The sequence below is a fragment of the Labrys sp. (in: a-proteobacteria) genome (genome assembly GCF_047605565.1).
Classification (GTDB): Bacteria; Pseudomonadota; Alphaproteobacteria; order Rhizobiales; family Labraceae; genus Labrys; species Labrys neptuniae.
In genome coordinates this window covers 23,257-50,110 of the sequence record NZ_JASGFM010000044.1, presented here as the reverse complement: position 1 = coordinate 50,110, position 26,854 = coordinate 23,257, and the positions used below count along the sequence as shown (strand labels likewise).

The 26,854-nt window shown below is 63.4% G+C and carries 26 protein-coding genes, 1 tRNA gene and 1 pseudogene; 7 read left to right on the top strand and 21 right to left on the bottom strand.

Annotated elements, in window-relative coordinates:
• Nucleotides 1-54: 54 nt before the first annotated feature.
• On the top strand, nucleotides 55-1,554 hold the full coding sequence (locus QM672_RS27680) for a pyridoxal-phosphate dependent enzyme (RefSeq protein WP_415086481.1): 1,500 nt from the start codon (nucleotides 55-57) through the stop codon (nucleotides 1,552-1,554).
• A gap of 282 nt (nucleotides 1,555-1,836) precedes the next feature.
• Here QM672_RS27680 and QM672_RS27675 read toward each other — a convergent pair whose 3' ends face one another.
• The 3 genes from QM672_RS27675 to QM672_RS27665 form a co-directional block, all read right to left on the bottom strand.
• Nucleotides 1,837-2,277 carry a MucR family transcriptional regulator gene (locus QM672_RS27675; RefSeq protein WP_376717803.1) on the bottom strand — a complete coding sequence of 147 codons (441 nt, stop codon included), beginning with the start codon at nucleotides 2,275-2,277 and terminating at the stop codon, nucleotides 1,837-1,839.
• A gap of 180 nt (nucleotides 2,278-2,457) precedes the next feature.
• Nucleotides 2,458-2,781, bottom strand: coding sequence for a hypothetical protein (locus tag QM672_RS27670; protein WP_415086479.1), 324 nt, complete (start codon nucleotides 2,779-2,781; stop codon nucleotides 2,458-2,460).
• Between the two features lie 46 nt (nucleotides 2,782-2,827).
• On the bottom strand, nucleotides 2,828-4,351 hold the full coding sequence (locus tag QM672_RS27665; RefSeq protein ID WP_415086477.1) for an MFS transporter: 1,524 nt from the start codon (nucleotides 4,349-4,351) through the stop codon (nucleotides 2,828-2,830).
• Between the two features lie 137 nt (nucleotides 4,352-4,488).
• Here QM672_RS27665 and QM672_RS27660 point away from each other — a divergent pair, with 137 nt between their 5' ends.
• Entirely contained in the window at nucleotides 4,489-5,118 is a 630-nt protein-coding gene (locus tag QM672_RS27660; protein WP_415086475.1) for a TetR/AcrR family transcriptional regulator, read from the top strand.
• Between the two features lie 97 nt (nucleotides 5,119-5,215).
• Here the strand turns inward: QM672_RS27660 and QM672_RS27655 are convergent, their stop codons facing one another.
• Nucleotides 5,216-5,437 carry a hypothetical protein gene (locus QM672_RS27655; RefSeq protein ID WP_311945159.1) on the bottom strand — a complete coding sequence of 74 codons (222 nt, stop codon included), beginning with the start codon at nucleotides 5,435-5,437 and terminating at the stop codon, nucleotides 5,216-5,218.
• Between the two features lie 432 nt (nucleotides 5,438-5,869).
• On the opposite strand from QM672_RS27655, the gene QM672_RS27650 reads away from it, so the two are divergent.
• Nucleotides 5,870-6,310, top strand: coding sequence for a host attachment family protein (locus QM672_RS27650; protein WP_311945157.1), 441 nt, complete (start codon nucleotides 5,870-5,872; stop codon nucleotides 6,308-6,310).
• Between the two features lie 80 nt (nucleotides 6,311-6,390).
• Here QM672_RS27650 and QM672_RS27645 read toward each other — a convergent pair whose 3' ends face one another.
• From QM672_RS27645 to QM672_RS27635, 3 genes are all read right to left on the bottom strand, one after another.
• Entirely contained in the window at nucleotides 6,391-7,083 is a 693-nt protein-coding gene (locus QM672_RS27645; protein WP_415086473.1) for an alpha/beta hydrolase, read from the bottom strand.
• 210 nt (nucleotides 7,084-7,293) lie between these two features.
• The gene (locus QM672_RS27640) at nucleotides 7,294-7,638 is read right to left on the bottom strand and encodes a hypothetical protein (protein ID WP_415086471.1); all 345 of its coding nucleotides are present in this window, start codon (nucleotides 7,636-7,638) and stop codon (nucleotides 7,294-7,296) included.
• Nucleotides 7,639-7,783: 145 nt separating this feature from the next.
• Nucleotides 7,784-8,536: a hypothetical protein gene (locus QM672_RS27635; RefSeq protein WP_415086469.1), complete on the bottom strand. Its 753-nt coding sequence runs from the start codon at nucleotides 8,534-8,536 to the stop codon at nucleotides 7,784-7,786.
• 570 nt (nucleotides 8,537-9,106) lie between these two features.
• Here QM672_RS27635 and QM672_RS27630 point away from each other — a divergent pair.
• A complete protein-coding gene (locus tag QM672_RS27630) occupies nucleotides 9,107-9,640 on the top strand; it encodes a class I SAM-dependent methyltransferase (RefSeq protein WP_415086467.1) in 534 nt (177 codons plus the stop codon).
• Between the two features lie 437 nt (nucleotides 9,641-10,077).
• Entirely contained in the window at nucleotides 10,078-10,683 is a 606-nt protein-coding gene (locus QM672_RS27625; protein WP_415086465.1) for a hypothetical protein, read from the top strand.
• A 227-nt stretch (nucleotides 10,684-10,910) separates the two neighbouring features.
• Here the strand turns inward: QM672_RS27625 and QM672_RS27620 are convergent.
• From QM672_RS27620 to QM672_RS27585, 8 genes and pseudogenes are all read right to left on the bottom strand, one after another.
• Nucleotides 10,911-10,987: transfer RNA gene (locus QM672_RS27620), tRNA-Met, on the bottom strand.
• Nucleotides 10,988-11,111: 124 nt separating this feature from the next.
• The gene (locus QM672_RS27615; RefSeq protein ID WP_311940142.1) at nucleotides 11,112-11,900 is read right to left on the bottom strand and encodes an inositol monophosphatase family protein; all 789 of its coding nucleotides are present in this window, start codon (nucleotides 11,898-11,900) and stop codon (nucleotides 11,112-11,114) included.
• A gap of 138 nt (nucleotides 11,901-12,038) precedes the next feature.
• Nucleotides 12,039-12,584 (bottom strand): annotated as a pseudogene (locus tag QM672_RS27610) (pyridoxamine 5'-phosphate oxidase family protein).
• A gap of 55 nt (nucleotides 12,585-12,639) precedes the next feature.
• A complete protein-coding gene (locus tag QM672_RS27605; protein WP_367625456.1) occupies nucleotides 12,640-13,737 on the bottom strand; it encodes a tetratricopeptide repeat protein in 1,098 nt (365 codons plus the stop codon).
• Nucleotides 13,734-14,384 carry a thiamine phosphate synthase gene (locus tag QM672_RS27600; RefSeq protein WP_367625455.1) on the bottom strand — a complete coding sequence of 217 codons (651 nt, stop codon included), beginning with the start codon at nucleotides 14,382-14,384 and terminating at the stop codon, nucleotides 13,734-13,736. Before QM672_RS27600 ends, QM672_RS27605 begins: the two co-directional genes overlap by 4 nt.
• 129 nt (nucleotides 14,385-14,513) lie before the next feature.
• On the bottom strand, nucleotides 14,514-15,578 hold the full coding sequence (fba, locus tag QM672_RS27595; RefSeq protein ID WP_415086462.1) for a class II fructose-bisphosphate aldolase: 1,065 nt from the start codon (nucleotides 15,576-15,578) through the stop codon (nucleotides 14,514-14,516).
• 50 nt (nucleotides 15,579-15,628) lie between these two features.
• Nucleotides 15,629-16,819 (bottom strand): phosphoglycerate kinase, encoded by a 1,191-nt coding sequence (locus tag QM672_RS27590; protein ID WP_311939939.1) that lies wholly within the window; start codon nucleotides 16,817-16,819, stop codon nucleotides 15,629-15,631.
• Nucleotides 16,820-17,045: 226 nt separating this feature from the next.
• On the bottom strand, nucleotides 17,046-17,942 hold the full coding sequence (locus QM672_RS27585; RefSeq protein WP_415086459.1) for a LysR family transcriptional regulator: 897 nt from the start codon (nucleotides 17,940-17,942) through the stop codon (nucleotides 17,046-17,048).
• A gap of 97 nt (nucleotides 17,943-18,039) precedes the next feature.
• On the opposite strand from QM672_RS27585, the gene QM672_RS27580 reads away from it, so the two are divergent.
• Nucleotides 18,040-18,915 carry an NmrA/HSCARG family protein gene (locus QM672_RS27580; protein WP_415086457.1) on the top strand — a complete coding sequence of 292 codons (876 nt, stop codon included), beginning with the start codon at nucleotides 18,040-18,042 and terminating at the stop codon, nucleotides 18,913-18,915.
• Nucleotides 18,916-19,011: 96 nt separating this feature from the next.
• Here the strand turns inward: QM672_RS27580 and QM672_RS27575 are convergent, their stop codons facing one another.
• Entirely contained in the window at nucleotides 19,012-19,191 is a 180-nt protein-coding gene (locus QM672_RS27575; RefSeq protein ID WP_311939945.1) for a hypothetical protein, read from the bottom strand.
• Nucleotides 19,192-19,239: 48 nt separating this feature from the next.
• Nucleotides 19,240-19,599, bottom strand: coding sequence for an SPW repeat protein (locus tag QM672_RS27570; RefSeq protein ID WP_415086455.1), 360 nt, complete (start codon nucleotides 19,597-19,599; stop codon nucleotides 19,240-19,242).
• Between the two features lie 108 nt (nucleotides 19,600-19,707).
• On the opposite strand from QM672_RS27570, the gene QM672_RS27565 reads away from it, so the two are divergent.
• Nucleotides 19,708-20,448 carry a TetR/AcrR family transcriptional regulator gene (locus QM672_RS27565; RefSeq protein ID WP_415086453.1) on the top strand — a complete coding sequence of 247 codons (741 nt, stop codon included), beginning with the start codon at nucleotides 19,708-19,710 and terminating at the stop codon, nucleotides 20,446-20,448.
• A gap of 27 nt (nucleotides 20,449-20,475) precedes the next feature.
• Here the strand turns inward: QM672_RS27565 and QM672_RS27560 are convergent, their stop codons facing one another.
• From QM672_RS27560 to tkt, 4 genes are all read right to left on the bottom strand, one after another.
• Nucleotides 20,476-21,189, bottom strand: a complete 714-nt coding sequence (locus QM672_RS27560) for a DUF3142 domain-containing protein (protein ID WP_415086451.1) — start codon at nucleotides 21,187-21,189, stop codon at nucleotides 20,476-20,478.
• A 2-nt stretch (nucleotides 21,190-21,191) separates the two neighbouring features.
• Nucleotides 21,192-23,309, bottom strand: a complete 2,118-nt coding sequence (locus QM672_RS27555) for a tetratricopeptide repeat protein (protein ID WP_415086450.1) — start codon at nucleotides 23,307-23,309, stop codon at nucleotides 21,192-21,194.
• A 160-nt stretch (nucleotides 23,310-23,469) separates the two neighbouring features.
• Entirely contained in the window at nucleotides 23,470-24,480 is a 1,011-nt protein-coding gene (gene gap, locus QM672_RS27550) for a type I glyceraldehyde-3-phosphate dehydrogenase (RefSeq protein WP_311939954.1), read from the bottom strand.
• Between the two features lie 137 nt (nucleotides 24,481-24,617).
• The gene (gene tkt / locus QM672_RS27545; protein ID WP_311939956.1) at nucleotides 24,618-26,606 is read right to left on the bottom strand and encodes a transketolase; all 1,989 of its coding nucleotides are present in this window, start codon (nucleotides 26,604-26,606) and stop codon (nucleotides 24,618-24,620) included.
• Nucleotides 26,607-26,854 lie beyond the last annotated feature (248 nt).

Genomic DNA, 26,854 nt, shown 5'->3' with positions numbered 1-26,854 from the left:
CCCGATTGACCACTGACCCACATCGCCCCCGATACCTCCGGAAAGGATCCAACCATGTCCAACATTCACAGCTCCATTCTCGAAACCATCGGCAATACCCCCGTCGTACGCCTGGCTCGCCTCGAGCCGAAGGGGATCGAACTTTACGCCAAACTCGAGGCATTCAACCCACTCGGCTCTGTCAAGGATCGGCTGGCGCTCGGCATCATAGAAGCCGCCGAGCGCGACGGCAGGCTGCAGCCAGGCCAGACAGTCATCGAAGCAACGAGCGGTAATACCGGCATAGGCCTTGCGATGGTTTGCGCGCGCAGGGGCTACCCGCTGGTCATCGTGATGGCCGAGAGCTTCTCGGTCGAACGCCGGAAGTTGATGCGCTTCCTCGGAGCGCGGGTCGTCTTGACACCCGCCTCCGAGAAAGGAACGGGAATGGTCGAAAAGGCGCGCGAACTTGCGGCTGCGCATGGATGGTTCTGGACCCGGCAATTCGAGAACGAAGCAAACGCCGATGTTCACAGCGACACCACCGCGCGCGAGATATTGCGAGATTTCGGAGGGACCGGCCCCGACTATTTCGTCACTGGAGCGGGCACCGGCGGTACGCTCAAGGGGGTTGCGCGGATCCTGCGCGCCGAGAGCCCGAACACGCTGATCATCGTGGCAGAGCCTGAAAACGCCCCGATGTTGGCAAGCGGCATGGGTCAGCACTACAAGAGCGACGCGACCCCATCCGAAAGCCATCCCCTGTTCCGCCCGCATCCCATGCAGGGATGGAGCCCTGACTTCATCCCCAAACTGACCGCAGATGCCGTCGCCTCCAGCCTGGTCGACGCCATCCAGCCCGTTGGCGGCTCGCAGGCCTTGCATCTGACCCGGGAACTCGCGCGGCAGGAGGGTATTTTCTGCGGTGTCACGGGCGGTGCGACATTGGCGGCTGCGCTTGAGGTCGCAAAGACGGCACGGCCAGGCAGCCGGATCCTGTTCATGGTGCCCGACACCGGCGAGCGTTACCTCTCGACACCGCTGTTCGAGGCGATCGAGCAGGAGATGGACGCAGCCGAGAGAGAAATCTCGAACTCAACGCCACTATGCCTCTTCGGCGTCCCGGCAGCACAACCTGCTGCGGTTTCCGCGGCGGCGATCGATACGGCCCCCGATCATGCGCACAGCTTCGTCGATCAGGCGATCAAGGACCCCGACCAACCCGTGGTGATGTTCGCGCTGGAATGGTGCGAGTTCTGCTGGGCAGTGCGCAGGTTCCTGAAGGACATGGGCGTCCCCTTCCGTTCCGTCGATCTTGATTCGGTGGCGATGCAGGCTGGCGGTCTGGGCGGAGACATCCGCAAGGTGCTGCGCCCGATGACCGGCGCAGCCACGATCCCGCAGATCTTCATCGGCGGCATTCACGTTGGCGGTTCGGTCGATCTCCTTCAACTTCACGATGCCGGCAAACTGGTATCGCTCCTCGGCACAGCCGGAGTCACGCCGGCAGGCGACATCACGCTGACGGCGCGGAGTTACCTGCCAAAATGGCTCGCCGCTCGGCCCGCCGCATGATGTTCAGCGCATGTATTCCTGACGCCGGCCCAGGGTGACCTTCTTCGAACTCCTCAAGGCCGGAGGTGATCGGGATCGGCGGTGATGCACGAAGGTCCACCCCCACGATCTCCGGCCTGGTCGCGAAGGCCGAAGGTGAGATTTGCCGCTGCGGCACGAGGCAGCCGCAGCGCCATGGCGGTTCTGGATCTGTCCGCACTTCTTCGGCCAAACGCAAAAAGGCCTGAGGGACCCGCATGGAATCCCTCAGGCCTTTTGCGTGAGATGCGACGAAAAGTGCCCTCACCCAGCCTTGGCGGTCTTGGCCGGCGGGTTGTTGCGGCCCCAGCGCAACGACCCGAGGCCTGCAGCCTTGGCGAGGCGCGAGCGTTCCGCAGCATAATTCGGTGCAACCATGGGATAGTCCTCCGCGAGGCCCCATTTGCTACGGTATTCCTCCGGCGACATATTGTATTTGCTGCGCAGATGCCGCCTCAGCGATTTGAATTTCTGGCCATCTTCCAGGCAGACGATGAAATCGGGCGTCACGGACTTGCGTACTGGTACGGCTGGACGCAACGGTGTCGCTTCCTCGACTACCGGCTGTTCGCGAAGCTTGGACAGGCTGTCGTGAACCATTGATATGAAAGATGGCAATCCGTCCGTCGGAATAGAATTGTTAGCGACGTAAGCTGCGACGATATCCACCGTAACATCGATTAAATTATTGTCAGCTTCCTGCATATCCGGAATGATCCCCGAGTTACGTTTGATGAAAGCAGCATTTTGCCACGTTGGGGCAAAAAAGCACATTACATTTCGTTATAGTTAGGAACCTCTGCCTGGACCGACTGCCGACGACCGCGACATATTGAGGCAGCCTGACACCTAAGCCGGGAATATTTGTCCAAATACCATCCCTCCTCATTCGTCAGACATGATTTGGTGACCTGACGCAGGATAACCCGCGCGATCACCGCGCTTCTTCTCCCAACCGGCATCGGCGCCCTGGGTTGCATGAATCAGCTCGTGAGGGGCTTGTTTTTTGAAGAAACGGCCATCGGTGCGGGCAGCGCTCGCTTTCGACCGCCCTTTGGTTCCCATCCCTGCCGGCAGGGCTTGAGGCACTCGCATGCCGATGGATGAAAGCCTCGCCGGCCCGCAACCAGGTGTGATCACAATTGCGTGTTCGGCCCAATCGCGCCGGTCGGTGCACGGACGACGCCTGCCGATGAAGGCATTCGGCATGGCCCCGCAACAGAATCGCATCGGCAGGCTCCCTCCTTTGAAGAGGTCAGGCATCGTCGAGGGCGGGATGTGGTCCTGGGCGCTGCGCGCGGATATGCAAGGCGAGCATCAACACCAGGGCCGCTGCCAGCCCGACCAGACCAGCAAGGACGATGGCGAGGCGGAACCCATCCGCGAAAGCATGGGCGAGCAGGTGCCGGAAGTCGTCTGCAGCCATGGCCAGGCCAGCTGGCACCTGATGCCGCCGTACGGCGACGCTGGCCAGTGCAAGCGACGATGTCTGCCCGGTTTCGGCCAGGGCCTGTGCCATCGTCGCCACCGCGCGTCTCGCCATCATGGTGCCGAGCAAGGCGATGCCGATGGTCATGCCCCCCTGCCGCAGAGCGTTCATGGTTGCGGATGCGGCGCCAGAGCGTGTTCGCGGAGCAGAGGCCATGATGGCTGCGCTGGTTGCCGGCACCGCCAGCCCCATGCCGATTCCAAGCAGCGTGAAAAGCGGCGCGATGACGACATACGACGTATCCGGCTCGAACCGTGACATCATCAGTATGGCGCCGCCGAGCAACGTATAGCCGAGCAGCATCAGACGCTGCAGGCCATAGCGGGCGGAGAGTCGGCCGAACAGCACCGCCGTTACCGCCATGGCGGCAAAGACCGGTGCCATGCGCCAGCCGGCCTGCGTGGCCGGCCATCCCTGCGCCTGCTGCAGGAAGAGCGAGAAGAAGAACAGGCTGCTATAGCCGGACACGCCGAGAGCGAAGGAAGCGAAATTGAGCGAGGCAAAAGGGATGTTGCGGAAGAGATCGATCGGCAGCACAGGACGGCTCGCTTTGCCCTCGATCACGATGAAGGCCGGCAGGGCCAGTGCGGCGATCGCCAGAGCCCCGAGTGTCGTGGGCGCGGTCCAGCCTGCCTGCCCCGCAGCGATCAGCGCATAGGTCAGCGTACCTAGGAACAGAATGCTGAGAAACTGGCCCGGCGGGTCAAGTGCGGCCTGACCGGGATCGGCACTTTCGGCGATGCCGACCAGCCCGAGGCCGAAGGCGAGCACGCCGAGCGGCAGATTCACCAGGAAGATGCTGGGCCAACCGACATTGTCGACCAATAGCCCACCCAGCATCGGGCCGAGAATTAGCGAAACGGCACTGAAGGATGACCAGCCACCGATGATGTGCGCACGCTCGGCGGGATCAGGATAGGCCTGCGTGAGGATCGATAACGCGCCCGGGATGACCAGAGCACCCGCGACGCCCTGAAGGGCACTGCCTGCCACCAGCACGGTGAGGGACGGCGCTGCGGCACAGATCGCCGATCCCAGAGTGAACAGGCCGATACCCGTAAGCCAGGCGCGCTTGCGCCCATAGCGGTCTCCAAGGGGACCGGCCGAGAGCATGAAGGCTGAAAGGCACAGGGCGTAGGAGCCAACCACCCATTGCAGATCGGAAAGTTCGGCGTCGAGCCCCTTCTGGATGGCCGGGAGCGCGACCGTGACGATACTGATCGCCAAGGTCGCCATGAAAGTGCCGAGATAGATCGCGGCGACAGCGGTTTTTCTGCGCAAGCGGGACATGACCGTCACTGGACAGGAGAGACTTTCAGCATCGATATATATCGACCGACGGTCGGTCAATTGTTATAAGCTATTCCAAAATCGTTCTAAACATGACAGAAAGTCATTCATTCGGACTCGGATGGAAGAGGCTGGGCATGGCCGGAAAGATGGGAGGCACCGGTGTGCCGCTGCGAGGCGAGCGACCGCGCCAACGGCGTATCCAGCCGGCCGAGGTGCGGGTCGACGACCTGATGTCCGCAGCAGCAGAGCTCTTCATTGCCCGTGGCATCGAAGCCACCACGGTCGACCATATCGCGGCACGCGCGGGTGTGGCCAAGGGCACCTTCTACCATTATTTCGATACCAAGACGGATGTCATCCGCGCCCTGCGCGAACGCTTCTCGCAGGATTTCCTGTCCCGGGTTGCTGCGGCCATCGACGCCTGCCCTCGCGACGACCATGCCGCGCGGCTTTCAGCCTGGATCAGCGGCGCCGTTGCGACCTATCTGGCGAATTTCCAGCTCCACGACGTGGTCTTCCACGATTTCCCCCATAGCCAACGGCAGTCACGCGAGAAGGACGCCGTCATCGCCCAGCTCACCACGCTGCTCGACGAGGGGCGGGCCGCGGGAGTCTGGGCCGTTCCGCAAAGCCGCGCCGTGGCGCTCATCCTGTTCGACGGCATGCACGGTGTCGTCGACGATGCCATCGCAGCGGGAGAGCATGCGCCCGAACCGCTATGCCACCTGCTGTCCGGCCTGTTTTTGCGCATGCTCGCGACCTGATCCGGCCGGGAGGGCAGCAGCATCCGAAGGCACCGGGCATCCTCTTCCTGACGAAACAGGCATCGACAATGCACCACCGCACTCTGGGGCCGCACACCTAGCGCAGCGGCTGGCCAAGCGATACAGAGCGGCCCGGCCCCGACATCGGCCTTTTCCTCAAGGTGGCGGATTCTGCAATCATGGTCACCAGGATCGCGATCGCCAGAACGGCGACGATGCAGACGGAGAAATGGAATTGCCGGCCGGCATCGCCCCTTGAGACGCGGCGCAGGCGATGGTTTTCCTCGGTGAAGTCCAACAGCGTTTCGTCGCGAGGCATGGCAGCACTCCCTCTGTCACGACAGGCTTCCGATGCCTCTCAATGACAGCGGACCGGTGCTCCGCTCTGTGCGAAATAGCACAGCAGTCTTATGAATTCCTGGCGTTTCGGCTCAAGAAATGACGGTACATTTTGGTTCAAAATAGGAGACAACGATCGTAAAATGCGCGGAATCAAGGCGTTATTGGAGGAAGCAATTCTACGGGAATGCATGCCATTTGGATCCGCGAAAGCGACCGTGCACCCTTACGCTGCGATATCGCTTATTTCCTGTGATCGATCTCCACCCCGCAGGAATCGCGACGACATCGCAGGATGGGAGCTTCGTCAATCGACGCACCCTGCCGCGGAGCAACAAACCTGGCATCCCGCGCCTAATATAGGAACATTTGAGCGCCTGGATGCATTTGCTTGCAAAGAGGTATTGCAACCATGATCCTAGACGACAAGAACACCCTCGTGCTGGTCGGTGATGGCAGGAAGGCGCTTTTTCTGCGCCAGATCGGCCATGGCAACAAGGCCAGTCTCGCCGTGGACCAGGTCCTGCAGGAAGACAACCCTGCCACACGGGAGCAGGGCACAGACCAGCCCGGGCGTACCGGCACAGGCAGCAATGGCCGTACCAGCGCCATCAAGGAAACAGACTGGCATCGGCTGGGTGAAGAACGCTTTGCGGCCGGGCTCGCCGAAATACTCTATCGACGCGCTCATGCCGGCCAATTCGACAGGCTGGTCGTGATCGCCCCGCCAAAGGTGCTCGGCGACCTGCGCCAGGCCTTCCACCAGGAAGTCCTGGAACGCGTCAGCCGTGAAATCCCCAAACAGCTGACCTCGCATCCGATCGAGGATATCGCGAGGATGCTGCGGGAATAGTCACACCATCATCCGCTTCGGCCGGCCACAATGCCGATCCGGGATCGGATCGGCATTGTGGCCCGGGCCTTGCAAATGTCCTATCCGACCGCGCTCGCGGCTTCGTCGATCAGCTGGCTGACCTCAGCCGGCCTGGAAGCGAGCGAAGCATGGCTGGCCTCGAGCGTGATGACCTTGCGCGGATTCATGCGCCCGGACATGCGCTTCTGGTTGTCGGGGGCGATCATGCGGTCGTGGCTGGAAATCTGGTACCAGACCGGCTTCACCTTCCAGGCCGGTGCAGTGACGTTGTCGCCGAAGGTGGAGGCCAGCGGCGCCTTCTGGGTGACAGCCATGATCCGGGCTTCCTCGGCGCTCAGATCCTGGCAGAAACTTTCGCCGAACTTGTCATATTTGATCCAGAGATAGCCATCGCTGTCCGGCGCGATGTTCGGAAACGCCTCGGGCGGGAGCTGTTGGCTGATTGCACCGGGGCTCTCGCCGGCGTCGGGTGCGAAGGCGGCGATGTAGACCAGGCCCGCCACGTTCGGCAGGCCGCCGACCTCGGTGATCACCGCACCCCCATAGGAATGGCCGACCAGCACCACCCTGCCTTCCTGCTGCTTGACCATCTGGCGGGTACGCTCGGCATCATCCGCCAAGCCGGTGAGCGGCAATTCCACGGCACGGACCTTGTCATACCCCAGGCGCGTGAGTTCCGTGATCACCTTGGCCCAGTGAGCCGCCCCGCCCCAGAAGCCATGGACCAGCACAATCGTCGTATCCTTAGCCATCGTATTCCTCACCCGTGTTGAGCGCGCATGCGCAGGCACCATCCTATCGCGCTTTTGTTTCGGCTCTGCATGAAACGACGCAAAGGAGGAGCGCGGGCCCGCCACGCGCCTGGACGGCGGCCCCCTCATCCTGAGCACCCCTGCGGGCGGAATGACCCGCCCGTGTCTCCCGCTGCGATCGTGGTTTCGAGACTGCCCCATCGGCGCCCATCACGGGGCTGGGCCGCACAACTCGTAGAGTGCCTGGCCCATCGTCGCATTGACCGGGCGCGATCTGGCCTGGGGATGGCGATCCACATAGCGGCCGAGCAGCTCCACTGCCGCCCTGTCGGTCATGCCGGCAAGGCACTGCCGGCGGTGGCGCGTGATACTGCAGCCGTCACCGAGGCAGGTCGAGAGCTGCTCCATCACGATGGCCAGCGCGAAACCCCGCCGATAGTCGTCGGGCCAGGCGAGCCAGGCATCATAGCTCTGCGCCTGCGCCGGGCCGCTGCAGGACCAGAGCGCTACCCCCATGAGCAATCGGCTCGCCGAAAGCCAGCTGCCGCTCTTCATCGCGTGCTCCCGACATTCCGGATTGCAATGTCGCATCTTTTGCCGAAAGCCGGCAGACTTTTCAGGTTGGAAAAACACGCCCAAACAAGCTGTTGCGGACGAGGCCCGCTTCGCCGGCTCGCTTCCCGCCTCGGCCGGGAGGTCCCTATTTGAACGGGCGCGCCCATTCGGCAAGCCTGCGCCTGAAGGCCGGCGGCCAGGCCTTCACGTCCGGCCGGACGGCGATGGGCTTGTTGCTCTCCTTCCAGGCCAGAAAAGCCTGCTTCTTCGAGACGTCGACGATGTAGAATGCCGTCTCGTCCGGGCAGCGGATCTTCAGGCAGGACGAGCCGATCACCGCATCGCCCTCGACGTCGACGCTGCCCAAACCGTTCAGCAGGCGCTTGAATGTCGCCTCGTCCGGCCCGAGCATCTCGACCAGCCGGCTGGCGATCGTGCCATAGCTGAAGATCTGGCTGGGATGCTGCGCCTTCAGGTCGAGCGCGTTTTGCCAGATCATCGGATCGGGCGCGGTAGCCGTTGTCTGCGGGGCGGAAAAACCCGTCTCCGGCAGCCATACCCATCGGGTGCCGTTGCCATAGGACGTGGTCTCCTCGAAGACGAAGCCGACACCGGAACTCGTGAATTCCACGTTTTGGCACTCCCCGATGGGGCCATCGAAACGGGCCGGCTTGCCCGGCGGGAAAGCAATGATGAACCGGGCGGGGGCGCAGGCATTGCCGCCGCTGCCGGCATAGCCGATCGCATAGCCCATCCCACCGATGACACCGATCTTCTCGAGGGCGATCACCCCGTTCTCGGCGACGATCTTGCCCTCGACCTCGAGCTGGCGGCCGTCATCGTCGGTCTCGATCAAGGCTATCTTGCGTCCGAACAGCTCCAGAGGCTGCCAGCGCACGGGCTTTCCGGCATGGGCAGACGCCGCCAGGAATAGGCCCAGCCCTATTCCCAGGCAGAGTGTCCCGGCAGGACCGACGCGAAGGGATGGCACATTGCTGTTGCCTGTTGCTCGTTCCCACGGGCCAGCCGCCAGAAACCTGCCCCGCCTCATCGCACCCAGCATCGATGTACTCCTGCCAGACAGGCGTCGATAACGGGCATCTAATAGCACCCGGCCCGCCGCCGCCACTGTTCCGGCCGGAGCAGTTCGGGCCGCAAACCGCCGCTCCGGTTACGGCGCGCTATTTCAACTGGTTCCGCCCGGAGGCTGTTCGACGCGTCCAACCAACTGTCTCCCGAAGTACGAAGCAAAGGCCCAGCTTCGCCCACCCGGCATAGATCCAGTGACGCATTGATCTTGCGGGCGCAGCGTATACGAATTCCCCCTCTGCTCACGCCGGATCATCTTGGCACGTGGAGCAATAGGAATGCTTCGAATAGTCTGGACAATGTCTTTACGCTCGTGGATAGCATGGGCCCAGGCAAAGCAATGCAAGAGAGAAGCCATATGTTTCCGGACCCCAGAGGAATGTTGCTGCAAGTGCTGCCAAAGGGAGGCATTGGTGTCGAAATAGGTGTTCTCATGGGCGACTTCTCCGCCCAATTGCTGCAGATCACACAACCCAGGAAACTATATCTGGTCGACCCATGGATGCATTTCGACGATGCTGCGCACACGACAACCCTTTATGGCGGGCCGGCTTTTACGCGCGAGGAAGTCGAAGGGCGCTATCCTCGAGTCGTCGAACGATTTCGCGAACAGGCACAAGCCGGACTTGTCGAGATCGTTCGAGACTTCTCCACCAACTGGGCCAATAAGGTTGGGGATGCGACGCTCGACTATGTCTATGTCGACGGCGATCATAACAAGGATGCCGTTACCGCCGATATTGATGCGTTCTGGCCGAAATTGAAGCCCGGCGGCATCATGGCTTTCGACGACTACACATTGAGCGGATGGTGGAAAGATGGCGTGGTCGCGCCCGTTCACGCCTTGCTCGGCCGTGAGCGCTGCCAATTGGAATTGGCGGTCGGCAGCCAGGTCGCCGTGCGCAAGCTGTAGCGCTGGATGTGCCTTCCTGTCATACAAGCCTCCCGTTGCAGGAGGTCGGTCCCGTAGGCGGAACAGGTCACCGATTGATAGTTGATGAAAGAGGGAGGCCCGGGCGGACGGTTGCTGAGGCTGTCATCCGGGCCTCCGGCCTCCATCCTCGTCAGGCGGGAAGCGCACCGAGGCTATCCTGTGACCCGGTTCAGGAGCAATCGCCTCTTTAGTACTAGTGCTTCCAGATGCGAAGGCCCGGCAGTTCCGTCTTCGTTGAACGGACAGTTGCTCCCAATAACGTCATCCGGCTTTGCCCAATATCCGTTCTGCAGCACCTCATGCGTTTGTGGCCCGGCGAGGCATGCGCCATTGCCCGCACCGACGATAAACGTATAGCCTGCCAAAGGGCCCTACTACCGCAGCTGACAGTTTGAGAACCAGGAGGAATGCAAGGAATGCGACAGGCTGGAACGGCACCGCTTCATCCGCTCAAACTTGCCTTGCTGGGCGCGCTTGCCGTTCTTGCGCCCCCCGTGAACGCTAAAGATCTTTCCGATTTTGAGCGCATACTTCCCAAAAGCATTGCGGGCATGACTCAGGTCAAGATCCATAAAACAGCGACGGACGGGCAAGTCATTGCCTTTTACGGAGGCAAGGCGGGACGAGCCACGGTCTTCATCCTGCCCGTAAGCGGCGAGGATGCCCATGGCGTCACCCGGGCCTCGCAGGCCGTGCTCCTGGATGCCACGGCGGCGGGACTCAAGGAGGGTACCAAGGCACTGGGAGATAGCTACTGGACAGGCTCGGTTCAAACGCACACGCTCAAGGCCGACAATATTGAGATGGCCTGCACCAAGGTGGAAATGCGGCAGGCTGGCGAGAAGGGACCGCCAGACCAGATGCGTCTGATGGATCGCCGTTGCTTCACCCAGGTAGGAGACGTTGTGATCGGGACCTATGTGACGACGCCGTTCAAGGAGTCGCTTCGATCTGCGCTGGAAAAGGACCAGCTCATCTTCTGTGGTGCCTTCACCTCGGCGATGATCAATGAAAAGCGATAGAAACGACTTTCCAGCACCGCCAAGACCGCGTCCTATGACATTTTTGTCTATCTGCGATCGTGCCCGGCCGCGCTCCAATCCGTAGAGACTGCGGCCAGTCAGGTCGTCGAGGTTCGGCACTAGGCAAGCTGTTCAACCAACGGTTGGCGCAAGAAGCGTTTCGGCTTCTCGCAAGTGCCGCGCACGAAAATCTCGCCGCGGTTCGATTGTCTTTTCTATGAGAGAGATGGTAGCGGGAGAGGGACTTGAACCCCCGACACGCGGATTATGATTCCGCTGCTCTAACCAGCTGAGCTACCCCGCCACGAGGCCCGGCGCTGCCGGACGGGCGGCTTATGCAAGGCTGGGCCGAAACTGTCAAGCGGGTGGGAGAGGAAATCTTCTCCCCTCCCCGTTTTTGCTACGGTTTCGCCCCTGCGGCCGCCCTGTCAGGCCTTGGCGAAGAGGCCGAGCAGCCCCTTGTGGATGGCCTCGTTGCCGGCCACGATGTCACCGGTGTCCAGCATGGTGTCGCCGCCACGGATGTCGCTGACGAAGCCGCCGGCTTCACGCACCAGCACGATGCCGGCCGCCAGGTCCCAGGAGGAGAGCCAGCGCGAGGCAAGGCCGTCGAGGCGGCCGGAAGCGACATAGGCCAGGTCCAGGGCAGAAGCGCCGAAATTGCGCACGCCGGCGACCTTGCCCATCACGGCGCCGAGATCGGCAAGATTGGTCTGGTGCTGGCCGCGGCCGAGGCGCGCCAGGCTCATGCCCACCATGGAATCCTCCATCAGGCGGCGGCCGGAGACGCGGATGCGACGTTCGTTGTGAAAGGCGCCCTTGCCGCGCTCAGCCACGAACAGGTCCTCGGTGGCGGGATTGTAGACGACGCCGGCCACCAGCAGGCCCTCGCGCTCCAGCGCCACCGAAACCGCGAAGAAGGGCACGCCATGCAGGAAATTGGTGGTGCCGTCGAGCGGATCGATATGCCAGCGATGGGTCTTGTCCGCGCCTTCGACGACGCCCGCCTCCTCCATCACGAAGCCATAGCCCGGGCGGGCCCGCTCCAGTTCCTGATGCAGCGTGCGCTCGGCCTTCTTGTCGGCGATGGAGACGAAATCGCCCGGCCCCTTGGCCGAGACCTGCAGGTTCTCCAGCTCGCCGAAATCGCGCTTGAGACCCTTGCCGGCCTTGAGCACGGCAGCAACCATCACATTCATCAAAGGTGAACGCAGCATCATGGAACTTTCAAATAACGGTCGCCCCGGAGATCGGGGCGCGGGAATGGGAAGCGGCCTGTCTAATGGAAAATGCCGCCGATATGAACGGGAAAATGCGACCGGTGTGAAAATTCGAATCGCCGCGGCCTGCGACGCTCACAAGGCCTGATAGTAAGCTTTCCAATGGCTACGCAGCGCCTCTTCCTCGGTGCCGATGTCATAGGCGGGCGAGGAGATCGGCTTCACGGCCTCGACGCGCACCCGCACGAAATGGCGGATACGCTCGGCCAGCGGGCCCCAGCGATCGAAAGCGGGGCGCAGGGCCGCAAAAGCCTCGCTCTCGCGCGAGATGATCTCGCAGCGGCCACGGATGCGCACGCCCTTGCGGGCGAGCACATCGACGAAATTGATCTCCACCACCGGGCACTCGCGGATGTTGCGCAGGGTGCCGGGGGAGCGTGCCTCTCCGAAAACGACATGGTGGTCGTCCAGCACCAGAGCAAAGCGCGTTTTAGTAGAAACGCCCTTTTGCTCTCACTCTTTGGCTCGACGCGTCTTTGCGATTCGAGGTGAGGCCTCAAATCGCAAAACGCTTGGCATCATGCCCTTGGGCGACAGATTGGGCGTGCCGTCGGAATTGACGCTCGCCACATAGCCGAGCGAATGGCGCTCGATCACTGCCCTCGCCGCTGCATCCAGCACCGTCGGCCTCCCCTTGTCGATCCCCTGGCCACCCCGCGGAAAATACCGGTTGGCATCACATGCCGTAGAAGCGGGCCCCCTGAATGGCCGCCGCCCGTACCTCCGGCGTCTGCCGTGCGACATATTCGTCGAGCTGCTTGTCCTCGAGCCCGGCCGCCTTGGCGAGCAGATGCCACATGCAGGCCAGAACCGGATTGGGCGCCAGGCCCATGCCGGCCGCATACATGCGCGCCAGGCGGTTGCGGGCGATCGGCGAACCGCGCAGCGCGGCGCGCTCGAACCAATCGGCCGCCATTTCCTGGTCGCGCGGCACGCCCTCGCCGTTGAAGAGGGCGATGGCATATTCCACCATGCCGTCGACATTGTTCGTATTGGCCGAGGCGAGGAAGTAGTCGGCCGCTTTCTTCTTGTCGAGCGTGACGCCCTTGCCTTCCTTGGTGAGTACGCCGAGCGAGTAGAGGGCATCGCCATTGTTGGCGAGCGCCGCCTGGCTGAAACGCTTATAGGCGGTGGCATAATCGGGCGGGCCATTCGTCGTGCGCAGGGCGATGATGCCGAGATTATAGGCCGCCTCCGGCACGCCCAGCTCGGCGGCGCGGTTGAGCAGCAACATGCCGCCCGGCTCGTCCTTGGGTACGGTCTTGCCCAGGAGCTTGGTCATGCCATAGGCGAACATGGCATTGCGGTCACCACGCTCGGCCGCCTCGGAATACCACTGCGCCGCCTTTGCCGGATCGGGCGGCACACCCAGGCCATTGGCATAGAGCTGCGCGATCAAGGTCATCGCCGCAGGATCCTTGTCGGATACCACGCGCTTGGTGGCCTCCTCCAGCGCCTTGAGATAGTAGCCGCGCTGGAAGGCGCCATAAGCCAGATCCGGTGGCGGACCTGCCGGTGCGGCGGGAGCCGCAGCCTCCGCAGGCTTGGCCGAATCGGCCGGAGCGGCGGCTTCGCCAGGCGTACCCTCCGCCGGCTTGGCAGCGTCAGGCGCAGGCTGTGCCGGCGTGCCCGTCTGCGCCGGCTTGACAGCCTCGCCGCCATCGGCGCCGGCGGATTGCGCGGCATCGGCCGGAGCCGATGGCTCCGCCCGGCCCGGCAGCGAGGCAAGAAGGACGGGCAGCGCCAGCGCGGCTGCAACAGCGATGCGCTTCATGCGAGACTCCCTCTCTGCTTCAGCAGCCGGTCCGCCAGCGCAACCGCTTCGGCAGGCCCCTGCTCGTGATTCCAGACGGCATTACCGAGCGCCACGAAATCGGCACCGGCGTCGGCGAGCAGCGGCACGGCCGCCAGATCCGGCGCAAAGGCGACGCAGGGCACCTCGAAAAGCTCGGACCACCAGGCGGTGCGCTCAACCACCCCCTCAAGCGGCGGCAGGCGCCCGTCGCGCGCCGGCTCACCGAACATGACATAGTCGACCCCGCTTTCGGCGACGGTCATGGCCTCATCGCGCGTCCGGATGCCGCCTGACCCGACGATGCGCTCCGGCTTGAAGCTGTCGAGTGCATCGGCGAGGCCCTTGCGGCCGTCATTGAGATGCACGCCGTCGGCACCCGCTCGTGCCACCACGGCGCTCCAGCCGCTGACGAGCAGCGCCGCGCCGGCGCCTTGCACCACCGGCGCGATCTCCTTGATCAGCTTCTTGGCGCTGCTGTCGTCGCCGGCCACCGGCGTGAACAGCACGCAGGCAATGTCGCCGGCCGACAGCGCGGCCCGCAGGGCCGGCAGGAAGGCAGCGACATCGTCGATGGCAGGGGTGACCAGATAGATCTGGACGGGGGGGCGGGGTGGAACTTCAGCCATGGCAGGAATCCCGGGTGTCCTTCTTCTCACTACGGCATCGGGGCCGATCCCGGAATCGGCGCCGATGCTGTAAGGTTTCGCCATCGCTTCGCATCGACTGGGGAACGCGAAACGGTTTTCCGGCGCCGCTCAAGCGAATTTCGGCTCGAACTTGCCGGCCTTGTAGTCCTTGGCCATCTCGTGAAGCGGAATGACCTTGATCTTGGCAGCCTGGCCGGCCGTGCCGAATTCCTCATAGCGCTGCTTGCACAGCTTGATCATCGCATCCTGGGCCGGCTTGAGATATTTGCGCGGATCAAATTCGCCCGGATTTTCGGCAAAGATGCGGCGGATCTGGCCGGTGATCGCCATGCGGCAATCGGTATCGATATTCACCTTGCGCACGCCATGCTTGATGCCGAGCTGGATTTCCTCCACCGGCACGCCCCAGGTCTGCGGCATCTCGCCGCCATATTTGTTGATGATGTCCTGGAGTTCCTGCGGCACCGAGGAGGAGCCATGCATGACCAGGTGCATCTCGGGCATGCGCTGGTTGATCTCCTTGATGACATTCATCGCCAGGATGGCGCCATCGGGCTTGCGCGAGAACTTGTAGGCGCCATGCGAGGTGCCCATGGCGATGGCGAGCGCATCGACCTTGGTGTCCTTGACGAACCTCACCGCCTCGTCGGGATCGGTGAGCAGCAGGTCATGCGAGAGCTCGCCTTCGGCACCATGGCCGTCCTCGGCCTCGCTCATGCCGCTTTCCAGGCTGCCGAGCACGCCGAGCTCGCCCTCCACCGAGGCGCCGACCCAATGGGCCATGTCGACGACACGGCGGGTGATGCCGGCATTATAGGCATAGTCGGCCGGCGTCTTGCCGTCCTCCTTGAGCGAGCCGTCCATCATCACCGAGGTGAAGCCGGCCTGGATGGCAGTCAGGCAGGTGGCTTCGTTGTTGCCATGGTCCTGATGCACGCAGACCGGGATGTCGGGATAGATCTCGACCGCCGCATCCATCATCTTGGTCAGCATGACGTCGTTGGCATATTGGCGCGCCCCGCGGGAGGCCTGCATGATCACCGGCGAGCCGGTGGCCTTGGCGGCCTCCATGATGGCGATCACCTGCTCCATATTGTTGATGTTGAAGGCAGGGACGCCATAGCCTTGCTCGGCGGCATGGTCGAGCAGCTGGCGAAGGGTGATGCGTGCCATTGCGAGATCTCCGAGACGATCGGCGTGGACGGCGAGCCGTACGGCGCCGTTCAGGCGCGCAGGATCTCCACACCCGGCAACGGCTTGCCTTCCAGCCATTCCAGGAAAGCGCCGCCCGCGGTCGAGACATAGGAGAACTGGTCGGCGACCCCGGCATGGTTGAGCGCCGCCACCGTGTCGCCGCCGCCGGCAACCGACAGCAGCTTGCCGGCCTTGGTGCGCGCAGCGACATGCTTGGCCGCCGCCACCGTGCCGTGGTCGAAGGGGTGCAGCTCGAAAGCCCCCAGCGGGCCGTTCCACACCAGCGTCTCCGCCTCGTCGATGGCGCCCTTGATGCGCTCCACCGATTGCGGGCCGGCATCGAGGATCATGCCGTCGAGCGGGATCGAATCGAGGCCATAGGCATGGTTCGGCGCATCGGCGGCGAAATGATAGGCCACCACGGCGTCGACGGGCAGGATGATGGCGCAATTGGCCTTCTCCGCCTTGGCGAGGATGGAGCGGGCGGTATCGGCAAGGTCACGCTCGGCCAGCGATTTGCCGACGCCGACGCCCTGGGCATGCAGGAAGGTGTTGGCCATGCCGCCGCCGATGATCAGGGCATCGACCTTGGCGACGAGATTGCCGAGGAGCTCGAGCTTGGTCGAGACCTTGGCGCCGCCGACCACCGCGACGACCGGGCGCTTGGGCTGTTCGAGGGCGCGGGACAGCGCCTCGATCTCGGCCTGCATGGTGCGGCCGGCATAGGCAGGCAGGACGTGCCCGAGGCCTTCGGTGGAGGCATGGGCGCGATGCGCAGCCGAGAAGGCATCGTTCACCCAGATATCGCCATTGGCGGCCAGCGCCTTGACGAAGTCCGGATCGTTCTTTTCCTCGCCCGGATGGAAGCGGGTGTTCTCCAGGCAGAGAATGTCGCCCGGCTGCATCGCCGCCACCGCCTTGGCCGCGGCTTCGCCGATGCAGTCCTCGGCAAAGGCGACCGGCCGCTTGGCGATCTCGGCGAGCTTGGCGGCGACGGGCTTCAGGCTTTCCTTGGGGTCCACGCCCTTGGGCCGGCCGAAATGGGCGAGCAGAATGACCTTGGCCTTGGCACGAGCGAGTTCGAGGACGGTGGGGATGATGCGCTCGATGCGGGTGGCATCGCCGACGACACCGTTCTCCATCGGGACGTTCAGGTCGACGCGGACCAGAACGCGCTTGTTTTCCACATTCACGTCGTCGAGGGTGCGAAAAGCGCTCATGCCTGTCCTGTCCATCTGTTTTCGGCAAAGTGCCCGAGGCGTCAGCATGGATTGGCACCAAGCCATACTCACCACACGCCCTAGCACACCCCGCCTGCCTCGCAAAATCACCGGCGAGCAATAGAGCAAGCCGGCGGATCGATAAAGCGTTCAAGACAGCCAAAGGATCTAAATTGCATCGAGAGATAGCTCGGCACGGACATATCGATCCTTTCGGCGTCGGCACTCATCGGAACAATTGCGTGTCGAGCTTTCGCACCGCCAGCTCGATGAAAGCCTTGACCAAAGGCGACAGATGCCGGCTGCTGGGATAGACGACATAGAGACCACCGGCTGACATGGTATGATCTTCGAGAATACGCTGCAGCCGCCCATCCTGCAGGGCCGGTCTTGCGAGCTGGTGGGGCAGTTGGGCGATGCCATAGCCGGCAATGGTCGCCGATAGCGCCGAATGCATGTCGTTGACGGCAAAGCGGCCTGAAACTGCCACTGTTTCCTGGCTCTCCGGCCCCTCAAGCAGCCATGACGCCCCCTCCACCGAGGGGCCGACGATCACGCAGGCATGCCGGGCGAGATCCGCCGGCACCTGCGGCGTTCCGAATCGCGTGAGATAGTCCGGGCTGGCGCACAAAATTCGATGCGTGGTGCCAAGCTTGCGCGCGATCAAAGTGGAATCCGGCAGGATCCCGGTCCGGAAGGCCAGATCGATGCCATGCTCGATCAGGTTGAGCCGGTCGTCGGTCAGGATCAATTCAGCCTTGGTCTTGGGATGGGCGGCCAGGAAGTCGAACACGGCACTATTGAGCAGATGATCGGCAAATCCGGCAGGGGCGGAGATGCGGATCGTCCCCGAAGGTTCCGTTCTTGCTTCGGCAAGGCGCAGGTTTGCCTCGTCGATCAGCCTCAGCGCCTCGCTGCTGCGTTCGTAATAGAGACGCCCGGCCTCCGTCATGGCGAGGCTCCGCGTCGTGCGCTGCAGCAGGCGCGCACCGACGGCCTGTTCGAGTGCGGCGATCCGGCGGCTCACTGTCGTCTTGGGCGCGCGGAGCAGCCGGGCAGCCCCGGTGAAACTGCCGGCCTCGACCACCCGGGCAAAGACCAGAATATCGTTGAGATCGAGCATTATATCCAAATTTGGGACGATGTTTTCCGATAATAGCCCATTATGGTTCGATGCGGCAGCGCTAAATTGGCTTCATCACAAGCAATGGAGCGATGCAATGACCACGAAGCGGACTATATTGGTGACCGGCGCCACGGGTCAGCAGGGAGGTGCCGTTACCCGCGCCCTGCTTTCCAGGGGACACAACGTCAAGGCATTGAGCCGCAGGCCCGACAGTGCCGGCGCGCAGGCCCTGGCGGCGGCGGGTGCACAGATCGTGCCTGGCGATCTCGACGACACGGCCTCCATCGTCAAGGCAGCCAGCAACGTCGACACCATGTTCCTGATGGGAACCATGCTGGCTGATGGCACAGACGGAGAAACCCGCCAGGGCATCGCCGCCGCCGATGCGGCCAAGGCGGCCGGCATCGGGCACTTGATCTACTCGTCGGTCGCCGACGCCGACAAGGCCACCGGCATCCCGCATTTCGACAGCAAATATCAGGTCGAACGGCATATTGCGGGGCTGGGTGTGCCCTATACGATCAGCGCCCCAGTCTTTTTCATGGAAAACATCGTGGCCTCCTGGTCGATCGGCGGCCTGCGCCAAGGCGTGCACGCCCTCGCTGTCCCGGCCAAGCGCGTCTTGCAGCAGGTGGCGCTGGCCGATATCGGTGCGTTCAACGCCGCTCTGGTCGAGCGTCGCGAAAGGGTCTTCGGCAAACGCTTCGACTATGCGGGAGACGAACTCTCCGGCGAGGAACAGGTGCGAATTCTCTCGCAGGCAACCGGCCGTCCGATCCGTTACCAGGAAGTACCGACCGCCGCGATCCGCCAGCAGAGCGAGGATGCCGCCATCATGTTCGAGTGGTTCGATCGGATCGGCTACGACGTCGACATCGCTGCCCTGCGCAGGGATTTTCCCGAGGTGAACTGGCACAGCTTCGCCGATTGGGCCGGCAGCTTCGACTGGCGCATCCTCGACCCGCAGTGAACCCGGAGCCACTGCCAGCGGCGGTGATGCACATGACGGCGCCGGGATGACGGGGCGCCGTCGGCTCGAAACGGCAGGCGCACCGGTCCGCCGCCGTCAGACCCTTTTGCGCTCGAGCAGCACCGGCAGATCCTCCACTGCGAAAGACGGGTGTATCCTCAGATCGATGCTGACGACCCGCCAGCCCTCGGCCGCATATTCGTTCAGCCGCTGCACGATATAGGCGGAGCGATCGGCCCGGTCGGCGACGTGGATCTTTTCGAGACGATACTCCATCACAAAAGCCTCCTTTGTCGGCAAGGCAGGCGAGCAGTGCGTTCGCCTTCAACTCGTCCGGGCATGGCGAAAACGCCACTCGGCCGCCAGGGAAATCACGATCACCAGCCCGCCCACCAGCCAATGGGCGCGTTCGGCCGCTGTGTCGGAGGAAAAGCGCAGCACCCATGGCGCCACGATGAGCCAGAGGCCCAGTCCCAGCGTCACCCATTCCTCCCATTGCCTGGCCTCGCTCAAAGCCGCCAAGGCCAGATAGGCAAGCAGGAAAGCCATCACCCAGGCGTGCCAAGTCGGCACCTCCATCGCCCTGAACCCGGCGAGCCAGGGCGTACTGAACAGACCGAGCGCCAGCAGGAGCAGCAACCAATCCTGTACCCGCTTTCCGGAAAAAAGAGTCGAAATCATCATGGTCTCCGCGGTTGTCGCAAACGTACTTGTGCATGACATTTATATCGTAATACGATATAAATTTCCAATGCGAAGCTATCGCTCGCGAGGCTGTGAAGGGAGCCGACCGTGACTGCAGATCCCAACTCCGACCTATCCTCCCCTCTCATGACAATGAAGGGCAGTGACGATGCGATCGTCTGCGCCCGGCACTTGCTGCGTGCCGCCCGGAGGAAGTTCTTCACCAGGCCCTACGATGCCGTCAGCATGGAGGACATCGCCACAAGTGCCGGCATTGCCGAGGCCAAGGCTTGCGGCCTGTTTGCCAGCAAGGAAGAGCTGTTCGCATCGCTCGTCGTGCAGGAGATGGCCGCCGCTGCGGTCGAGATCTGGTGCAGGACGGTCGGATCGACCGACATGGAAACCGTCTTGCTGCAGGTGGCGCGCAACTATGTCGGACTGTTCGGCTCGAACCGGGCCACGGAGATCTATCGCTCGCTGATCTGCGTGTCGGCACGCTTTCCCAATCTCGGCCGCATCATCTACGAGCACGGCGCACGGGTGCTGCTCGAAAGATTGTCCGCCTATATCGCGGCCCGCAGCGCGGAAGGCTGCCTGGCCGTCTCCGATCCCGATCTCGCCGCGCAGCAATTCCTGAGCCTGGTCCACGGCAATCTGCACCTGCGCGAAGTGCTCGCCGCCCAGCCCGTCAGCGATACCGAGATCGACCGCGTGATCGAAAGCGGCGTCCGGCTCTTCCTGTCCGGATATCGGCGGGACCAGCACCAGGAGTCACGCGCAGCGCGCTCCGAACATCTCGGGAGATCTGCCGATGAGTGCCGCTCCGCCGGCGGCGCGACATCTCATTGAACGAGCGGCAACCGCATGATCCCAAGATCAAGGCCGCGCCGGATTCTGCAGGAACACGACATAGCCGCGAAACCAGGGATTGGCGGTGAGGCCAGGTGGCTCCTGCCAGTCGCCGGCCTGCACCAGACCGATGCGGAAGGGCATCTGCAGCCGGCTCAGGCGCGAAAGATAGGCGGCATAGCCGGGGATCGTGCGGCGTCCCTGATAGGTCTGGATGATCACTTCGTCGACGGTGCCGCCGAGCGCTTCGAGCCCTTTGGGATCACCATTGCTGCTCCAATCCATCAGGCCGGTGATGCCGAGCCGGTATTCCACCGGCAATTGACGGCGCAGGCCCGCGAGGAAGGAAGCGTAGCTCTCCAGGTGGCGCGTACGGGCATCGAAATCGATCTGCAGGCCGATGACACGATTGCCCGCCGCTCGCCAGCGCCCGAGCTGGGCCAGGACCTGGGTGTAGATCTCGGGCGGCCAGGCCAGGGTATCGACGCGTACCACCAGCCACAGCGGTGTATCGGGAAGGTGGGGAACGGCGCTTCGCCGCGACAGGAGGCGAACCGGTTCCCGTCCACCGACCTCCGACGCCAGGAGATAGAGCTCGCGGGCCCGTGCGAGTTCGGGCTGCGTCCTCACGCCCGCCCACAACCAGAAACTGTAATGGCGGGCGGCATCGACGGGAGCTTCCGCGGCCGCGACACCGCCAGCCGCCAGGGCAATGACGAGGGCACACGCCGAGCGCAGCATGTCTACCAGTAATATTCGAGAGACTGCGCCCAACGTGATTGCGCATAATCGCGTTTCAGCTTCTGGAACCAGGCCTTTCGCTGGGCAACGGGCACGACACTGTCGTCGCAGCCATTCTTGCTCGTCGGCGCGAAGCACCAGATGGCACGATAGAGAGCATAGGCCTTTTGATCGGCGGTCGCACCCGCCGCGCCTGCAACGGAGCGATACACTTCGAGCCGCGAGAATTTCCGGCCCGGGAAAAGTACCCCATTGCCGCCGAGCTCATCCTTCGCCGGCAGCGTGTCCAGGAAAGCCTGATCGAGGCCGTTGAGACGGATGAACTCCCCCAGACACAAGCGTGCCCCGATGTGGCGTGGAGTGGCGGACAGCGTTGCAATGCTGCTCTTGAGATCGGGGCAAGGGAAATCCGACGCCGTTTCCGGTTTGATGAACACATCCGAGGATGGCGCGCCGTCGCCTTCGGCGTCACCGGGATCCGCCTCAGGCTTGGCATCGGTGGGCACCAGCGCCAAATCCCCTGGAAAGGCCTTGTAGGCGCCGCGGGTGAGATCGCGATAGAGCAGCGTATAAAGGGCGGTCGCCCGCTCGGCCGGCGAGGCGGCGGTATCCTTTGCCTGGCGGCGCAGCAATTGGGGACCGGCGCTGTAGCGCAGCAAGGTTTGTCGGATGGTCTCGTTGCGCACCGGCGAGGCCGGCTCGAAGCTGCGTTCGGGCTTGCCCGCCCGCTCGTCATGCAGGGCCACGGCCAGTTCGATGACGACACGCTGGCTGGTTGGGTTCGCCCCACCGACGAGGTCGAGCCAAAAGCCGCGCGCATTGCGGTCCTTTACCGCATCCAGGGCCACCCCGCGCAGCACCTGCCGGCTGAATTCGAGATAGGTGTAGCTTTTCTGTTGCGCCCGATCCGGGATCAGACCCAGCACGGCACGCGGCTGGCGGGCGACATGCAACTGATAGGACGCGAGCAGAAAATCGAACAGCTCCGTCTTGCCTGCGAAGAATTCGCGTTGTCCGTTCAACTCATCCAAGGTCAGGGCCTTGCTGCAGCACGCCTCGCCGCTGAGGGCACCGCCCTTGCGCATGCGGACCAGGTCCAGGGTCGCCAGCAGCAAAGGCGAGCGCACCTGTTCGGTCCCGAGCAGGGGCAACAGCTTGGTATCCAGTTCCTCGGCAAGGTCGGCAGCGGAAACACCCCGCTCGCTCGCCTTCTGGCCCAACAGGCGCTCATAGTCGGCGAGCAGCTTGGCGTTGGCGCCGCTCATCCAATAGACCCGTCGCAACAGGCCGCGGGCAGAGGCGGCATAGCGCCCGTTGGGATAGGCCGTCAGATAGCCCTGCAGGGCCGTTTCCGCCTCGGTCGCCTTGCCGATGTCGCGCTGCGCAACCTCCCTCAGATTGCCATACTCGTCGAAGGCACCGGCCTGCAGCCTGTTCACCTCGACGCGGCCCAGAAGATAGCGTCCGCTCTCCTTCAGCCAAGGTTGGGCAGAACCTCCAAGGGCTGCAAAATGCCGGGCAGCGGTGTCGAAATCGCCGGCATAGAAGGCCGCCGCTCCCAACAGGTAGGCGGCAAAGTCCTTGGCCAGGGGCGACTGCGCATGCGCGGCGGCCGCGGAAACGGCCTCCTGCCCAGCGCCGGCTCCCGTGCAATCGGGCCTGAGGCCCTGCCGGGCGGCGATCAACTCGTCCCTTTCGCCCGCCGTCACGCCCTGCTCCGCCTTGAGCGTCGCCACGAAATCGGCGGCGCCTGCATCATTGCTGCGGCAGCGCGAGCCCTCGCCCGCAGCGTAGGGCCCATTGCCGCCGATTGCAGCCGAGGGATAGAGCGTGCCGCGGAAGGTCGCCCAATCGCTCGGTTCTATGAGCGTCTTTTCCGCACCCTCCTGATCCGGCCGAACCGGGGCAGGCTGCTTGTCCTCCAGATCGGCGAGCAGGAGCAGCAGATTGGCGCGCGTGTCATTACCGGGCTGCAGGACGGCCAGATTGCTGCAGCTGTTGGATTCGGTACCCGCCACTCTCCAGCCCGGTTTGCAGTCGCTATCGGAACTGGCTCGAGCCGCCATCGGGCTCAAAACGACGAAGAGCAGAACGAACAACCAGACGCCTCGCCGAGCCATGTGGCTTCACTCCCCTTCGCTGCAGCACCAGTCAATCACAGCCGCCTGCCCGGGGACAAGCAACCGATTTCGGCCGGCAGTACTTCCGGTCAGGAAGCTACTCAAAAGAAAAGGCGCCGCAGTTACCCGCGGCACCTTGCTCATTTCATTGAAAACGAACTCAGATCAGGCTGGCGAAATGCACCGCCGTGTCGGACATGCGGTTCGAGAAGCCCCACTCATTGTCGTACCAGGTCAGGATGCGCACGAACTTCTCGTCGATGACCTTGGTCTGATCGAGCGCGAAGATCGAGGACGCCGGGTTGTGGTTGAAGTCGCGGCTCACCAGCGGCTCGTCGGTATAGGTCAGCACGCCTTTGAGCGGGCCGCGCTTGGCAGCCTTGATGATGGCCTCGTTGACCTTCTCGACGCTGGTCTTCTTCTTGGTGTTGATCTTGAGGTCGACCACCGAGACGTTGGGCGTAGGCACGCGGACCGAGGTGCCGTCGAGACGGCCCTTCAGCTCGGGCATCACCAGGCCGACGGCCTTGGCGGCACCGGTCGAGGTCGGGATCATCGACAGCGCCGCAGCGCGGGCGCGGTAGAGATCCTTATGCATCTGGTCCAGCGAGGGCTGGTCGTTGGTGTAGGAGTGGATCGTGGTCATGAAGCCGCGCTCGATGCCGAAGGCATCGTGCAGCACCTTGGCCACCGGCGTCAGGCAGTTGGTGGTGCAGGAAGCGTTGGAGATGACCAGATGGTCCTTGGTCAGGTCCTGGTGGTTGACGCCATAGACCACGGTGAGGTCGGCGCCGTCGCAGGGCGCGGAGACGATCACGCGCTTGGCGCCGGCCTTGAGATGGGCGGCCGCCTTGTCGCGGGACGTGAAGATGCCGGTGCATTCCATCGCGATGTCGATGTTCAGCTCCTTGTGGGGAAGCTGGGCCGGATCCTTGATCGCAGTGACCTTGATCTTCTTGCCCTGCACGACGATGGAATCGCCCTCGACCTTCACCTCGGCGGGGAAAGTGCCATGGATCGAATCGTAGCGCAGCAGATGGGCGTTGGTCTCCACCGGCCCGAGGTCGTTGATGGCGACGACTTCGATATCCTTGCGCTTGCCTTCGACGATGGCGCGCAGGATGTTGCGGCCGATGCGGCCGAAGCCGTTGATGGCGACACGAACTGTCATCCGATATTTCCTTTCTCTGCCTTCAGCTAGAGCATTTTCCGGAAAAGCCGATCGACTTCTCGATTAGGAAAACGCGTCAAAACAAAGAGTTAGAGCGGAGCGCACTCATATGCGCCCCGCCCGTTTACAGCTCATGCTCAGCCGTTGTGGCGGCGCAGGGCGGTTTCGGCCACGGCTTCCGCCGTGATGCCAAAATGGTTGTAGAGGTCCTTGATCGGGCCGGAGGCGCCGAAACCGGTCATGCCGACAAAGCCGCCATCGGGACCGATCACGGCATCCCAGCCGAAGCGGACGGCCGCTTCCACGGCGACCTTCACCGGTGCATCGCCGATGATCTTGGCCTTGACCTCTTCCGGCTGTGCCAGGAGCAGTTCCAGCGAAGGCACCGAGACCACACGGGTCGGCACGCCGCGCTGGTTCAGGATGGAGCGGGCATTCATGGCGATCTCGACCTCGGAGCCCGAAGCGAACAGCGTCACCGCGGCCTTGCCGCCGCCGGTGCCCGCCAGCTCATAGGCGCCCTGAGCGCACAGATTGGCCGTGGTGGCTTCGCGCAGCAGAGGCAGATTCTGGCGGGTCAGCGCCAGGATGGTCGGGCCGTTGGTGCGCTCCAGCGCGAGCTGCCAGCACTCGGCGGTCTCGATCGCGTCGCAGGGACGGAAGACGCGCATGTTCGGGATCGCGCGGCAGGCGGCCAGATGCTCGACCGGCTGGTGGGTCGGGCCGTCCTCGCCGAGACCGATCGAGTCATGGGTCATGACATAGACCGGGCAGGTGCCCATCAAAGCCGCCAGGCGAATGGCCGGGCGGGCATAGTCGGTGAAGACGAAGAAGGTGCCGCCGGCGGGCACGAAGCCGCCATGCAGATAGATGCCGTTCATCGCGGCGGCCATGCCATGCTCGCGAATGCCCCAATGGATATAGCGTCCCTTGAAATCCTTCGGGGTGATCTCGACCAGGCCCTTGGCCTTGGTGTTGTTGGAGGGCGTCAGATCGGCCGAGCCGAGCACCAGTTCCGGCATGACCTCGACGATGACGTTGAGGGCCGCTTCGGACGACTTGCGGGTGGCCATCGCGGTGGGATTGGCGGCGAGCGCCTTCTTGTGGGCGAGGATGGCCTTGCCGAGCTTGGCGGGGCGCACGTGATCCATGCGGCGCGTGAACTCGGCCTGCTTGCGCTCGGAGAGGGTCGCGAAACGCTCTTCCCAGGCCTGACGGGCGCTGGCGCCACGCGAGCCGGCCTCGCGCCAGGCCTTGAGCACGTCGGCGGGCACCTCGAAGGGTGCACCGGTAATGCCGAGATTCTCCTTGGAGAGCTTGGCTTCTTCCGGCCCCAGCGGTTCGCCATGGGCCTTGGAGGTGCCAGCGCGGTGGGGCGAACCGAAGCCGATGGTGGTCTTGCAGGCGATCAGCGTCGGCTTGTTCGACTTCTGGGCGGCCTCGATGGCGGCAGCGATGGCATCCTGGTCATGGCCGTCGACATTCACGGCGCGCCAGCCGGCGGACTGGAAGCGCTTGATCTGGTCGACCGAGTCCGAAAGCGTCAGCGGGCCGTCGATGGAGATGCCGTTGTGATCCCACAGGACGATCATCTTGTTGAGCTTGTAGTGGCCGGCGAGCGCGATCGCCTCCTGGCTGACGCCTTCCATCAGGTCGCCGTCGGAAGCGATCACATACGTGAAATGGTCGACCACCTTCTTGCCGAACTGGGCAGCCAGCATCTTCTCGGCGAAGGCAAAGCCGACGGCGGTGGAGATGCCCTGGCCGAGCGGGCCGGTGGTGGTCTCGACGCCGACGGTGTGGAAGTTCTCCGGATGGCCGGGGGTCTTGTAGCCAAGCTGGCGGAAATGTTTGAGCTCCTCGACCGTCATGCCCGGCACGCCGGTCAGATAGAGCAGCGAATAGAGCAGCATCGAGCCGTGGCCGGCCGACAGAATGAAGCGATCGCGATCGGCCCAATGGGGATTGGCGGCATCGAACTTCAGGAAACGCGTGAACAGGACGGTGGCGACATCGGCCATGCCCATGGGCATGCCGGGATGGCCGGACTTGGCGGCCTCAACCCCATCAATCGCCAAGCCACGGATGGCGTTGGCCAGGCGGTTCTGCATTTCGGTGAGTGCCATGGAGTGTTTCCTGATGAAATTCGCCGGAATTTGGCAAAAAGAGCGGTGGGTTCTTAGCACCTCATCCCCGACTGTCAATGATCCCCGGGCTTGTGCCTGAAATTCACGCAACCGATGGTGGGGTGATCGAAAGCAGGAGGTATCATCAGGGGAAGGCCGGCGGCTTTCGCTTGGCCGTGGTGCGAAACCGCGATACTTTGATATTTAAGCAAAAACGCGGAGCGGTCCCGTCATGATTCGATGGAATG

Excerpts from the sequence above, each read along its gene's own strand:
- QM672_RS27680 (WP_415086481.1), top strand. The coding sequence starts at position 55 with ATGTCCAACATTCACAGCTCCATTCTCGAAACCATCGGCAATACCCCC.
- QM672_RS27675 (WP_376717803.1), bottom strand. The coding sequence starts at position 2,277 with ATGCAGGAAGCTGACAATAATTTAATCGATGTTACGGTGGATATCGTC.
- QM672_RS27670 (WP_415086479.1), bottom strand. The coding sequence starts at position 2,781 with ATGCCGAATGCCTTCATCGGCAGGCGTCGTCCGTGCACCGACCGGCGC.
- QM672_RS27665 (WP_415086477.1), bottom strand. The coding sequence starts at position 4,351 with ATGTCCCGCTTGCGCAGAAAAACCGCTGTCGCCGCGATCTATCTCGGC.
- QM672_RS27660 (WP_415086475.1), top strand. The coding sequence starts at position 4,489 with ATGGCCGGAAAGATGGGAGGCACCGGTGTGCCGCTGCGAGGCGAGCGA.
- QM672_RS27655 (WP_311945159.1), bottom strand. The coding sequence starts at position 5,437 with ATGCCTCGCGACGAAACGCTGTTGGACTTCACCGAGGAAAACCATCGC.
- QM672_RS27650 (WP_311945157.1), top strand. The coding sequence starts at position 5,870 with ATGATCCTAGACGACAAGAACACCCTCGTGCTGGTCGGTGATGGCAGG.
- QM672_RS27645 (WP_415086473.1), bottom strand. The coding sequence starts at position 7,083 with ATGGCTAAGGATACGACGATTGTGCTGGTCCATGGCTTCTGGGGCGGG.
- QM672_RS27640 (WP_415086471.1), bottom strand. The coding sequence starts at position 7,638 with ATGAAGAGCGGCAGCTGGCTTTCGGCGAGCCGATTGCTCATGGGGGTA.
- QM672_RS27630 (WP_415086467.1), top strand. The coding sequence starts at position 9,107 with ATGTTGCTGCAAGTGCTGCCAAAGGGAGGCATTGGTGTCGAAATAGGT.
- QM672_RS27625 (WP_415086465.1), top strand. The coding sequence starts at position 10,078 with ATGCGACAGGCTGGAACGGCACCGCTTCATCCGCTCAAACTTGCCTTG.
- QM672_RS27615 (WP_311940142.1), bottom strand. The coding sequence starts at position 11,900 with ATGCTGCGTTCACCTTTGATGAATGTGATGGTTGCTGCCGTGCTCAAG.
- QM672_RS27605 (WP_367625456.1), bottom strand. The coding sequence starts at position 13,737 with ATGAAGCGCATCGCTGTTGCAGCCGCGCTGGCGCTGCCCGTCCTTCTT.
- QM672_RS27600 (WP_367625455.1), bottom strand. The coding sequence starts at position 14,384 with ATGGCTGAAGTTCCACCCCGCCCCCCCGTCCAGATCTATCTGGTCACC.
- fba (WP_415086462.1), bottom strand. The coding sequence starts at position 15,578 with ATGGCACGCATCACCCTTCGCCAGCTGCTCGACCATGCCGCCGAGCAA.
- QM672_RS27590 (WP_311939939.1), bottom strand. The coding sequence starts at position 16,819 with ATGAGCGCTTTTCGCACCCTCGACGACGTGAATGTGGAAAACAAGCGC.
- QM672_RS27585 (WP_415086459.1), bottom strand. The coding sequence starts at position 17,942 with ATGCTCGATCTCAACGATATTCTGGTCTTTGCCCGGGTGGTCGAGGCC.
- QM672_RS27580 (WP_415086457.1), top strand. The coding sequence starts at position 18,040 with ATGACCACGAAGCGGACTATATTGGTGACCGGCGCCACGGGTCAGCAG.
- QM672_RS27575 (WP_311939945.1), bottom strand. The coding sequence starts at position 19,191 with ATGGAGTATCGTCTCGAAAAGATCCACGTCGCCGACCGGGCCGATCGC.
- QM672_RS27570 (WP_415086455.1), bottom strand. The coding sequence starts at position 19,599 with ATGATGATTTCGACTCTTTTTTCCGGAAAGCGGGTACAGGATTGGTTG.
- QM672_RS27560 (WP_415086451.1), bottom strand. The coding sequence starts at position 21,189 with ATGCTGCGCTCGGCGTGTGCCCTCGTCATTGCCCTGGCGGCTGGCGGT.
- QM672_RS27555 (WP_415086450.1), bottom strand. The coding sequence starts at position 23,309 with ATGGCTCGGCGAGGCGTCTGGTTGTTCGTTCTGCTCTTCGTCGTTTTG.
- gap (WP_311939954.1), bottom strand. The coding sequence starts at position 24,480 with ATGACAGTTCGTGTCGCCATCAACGGCTTCGGCCGCATCGGCCGCAAC.
- tkt (WP_311939956.1), bottom strand. The coding sequence starts at position 26,606 with ATGGCACTCACCGAAATGCAGAACCGCCTGGCCAACGCCATCCGTGGC.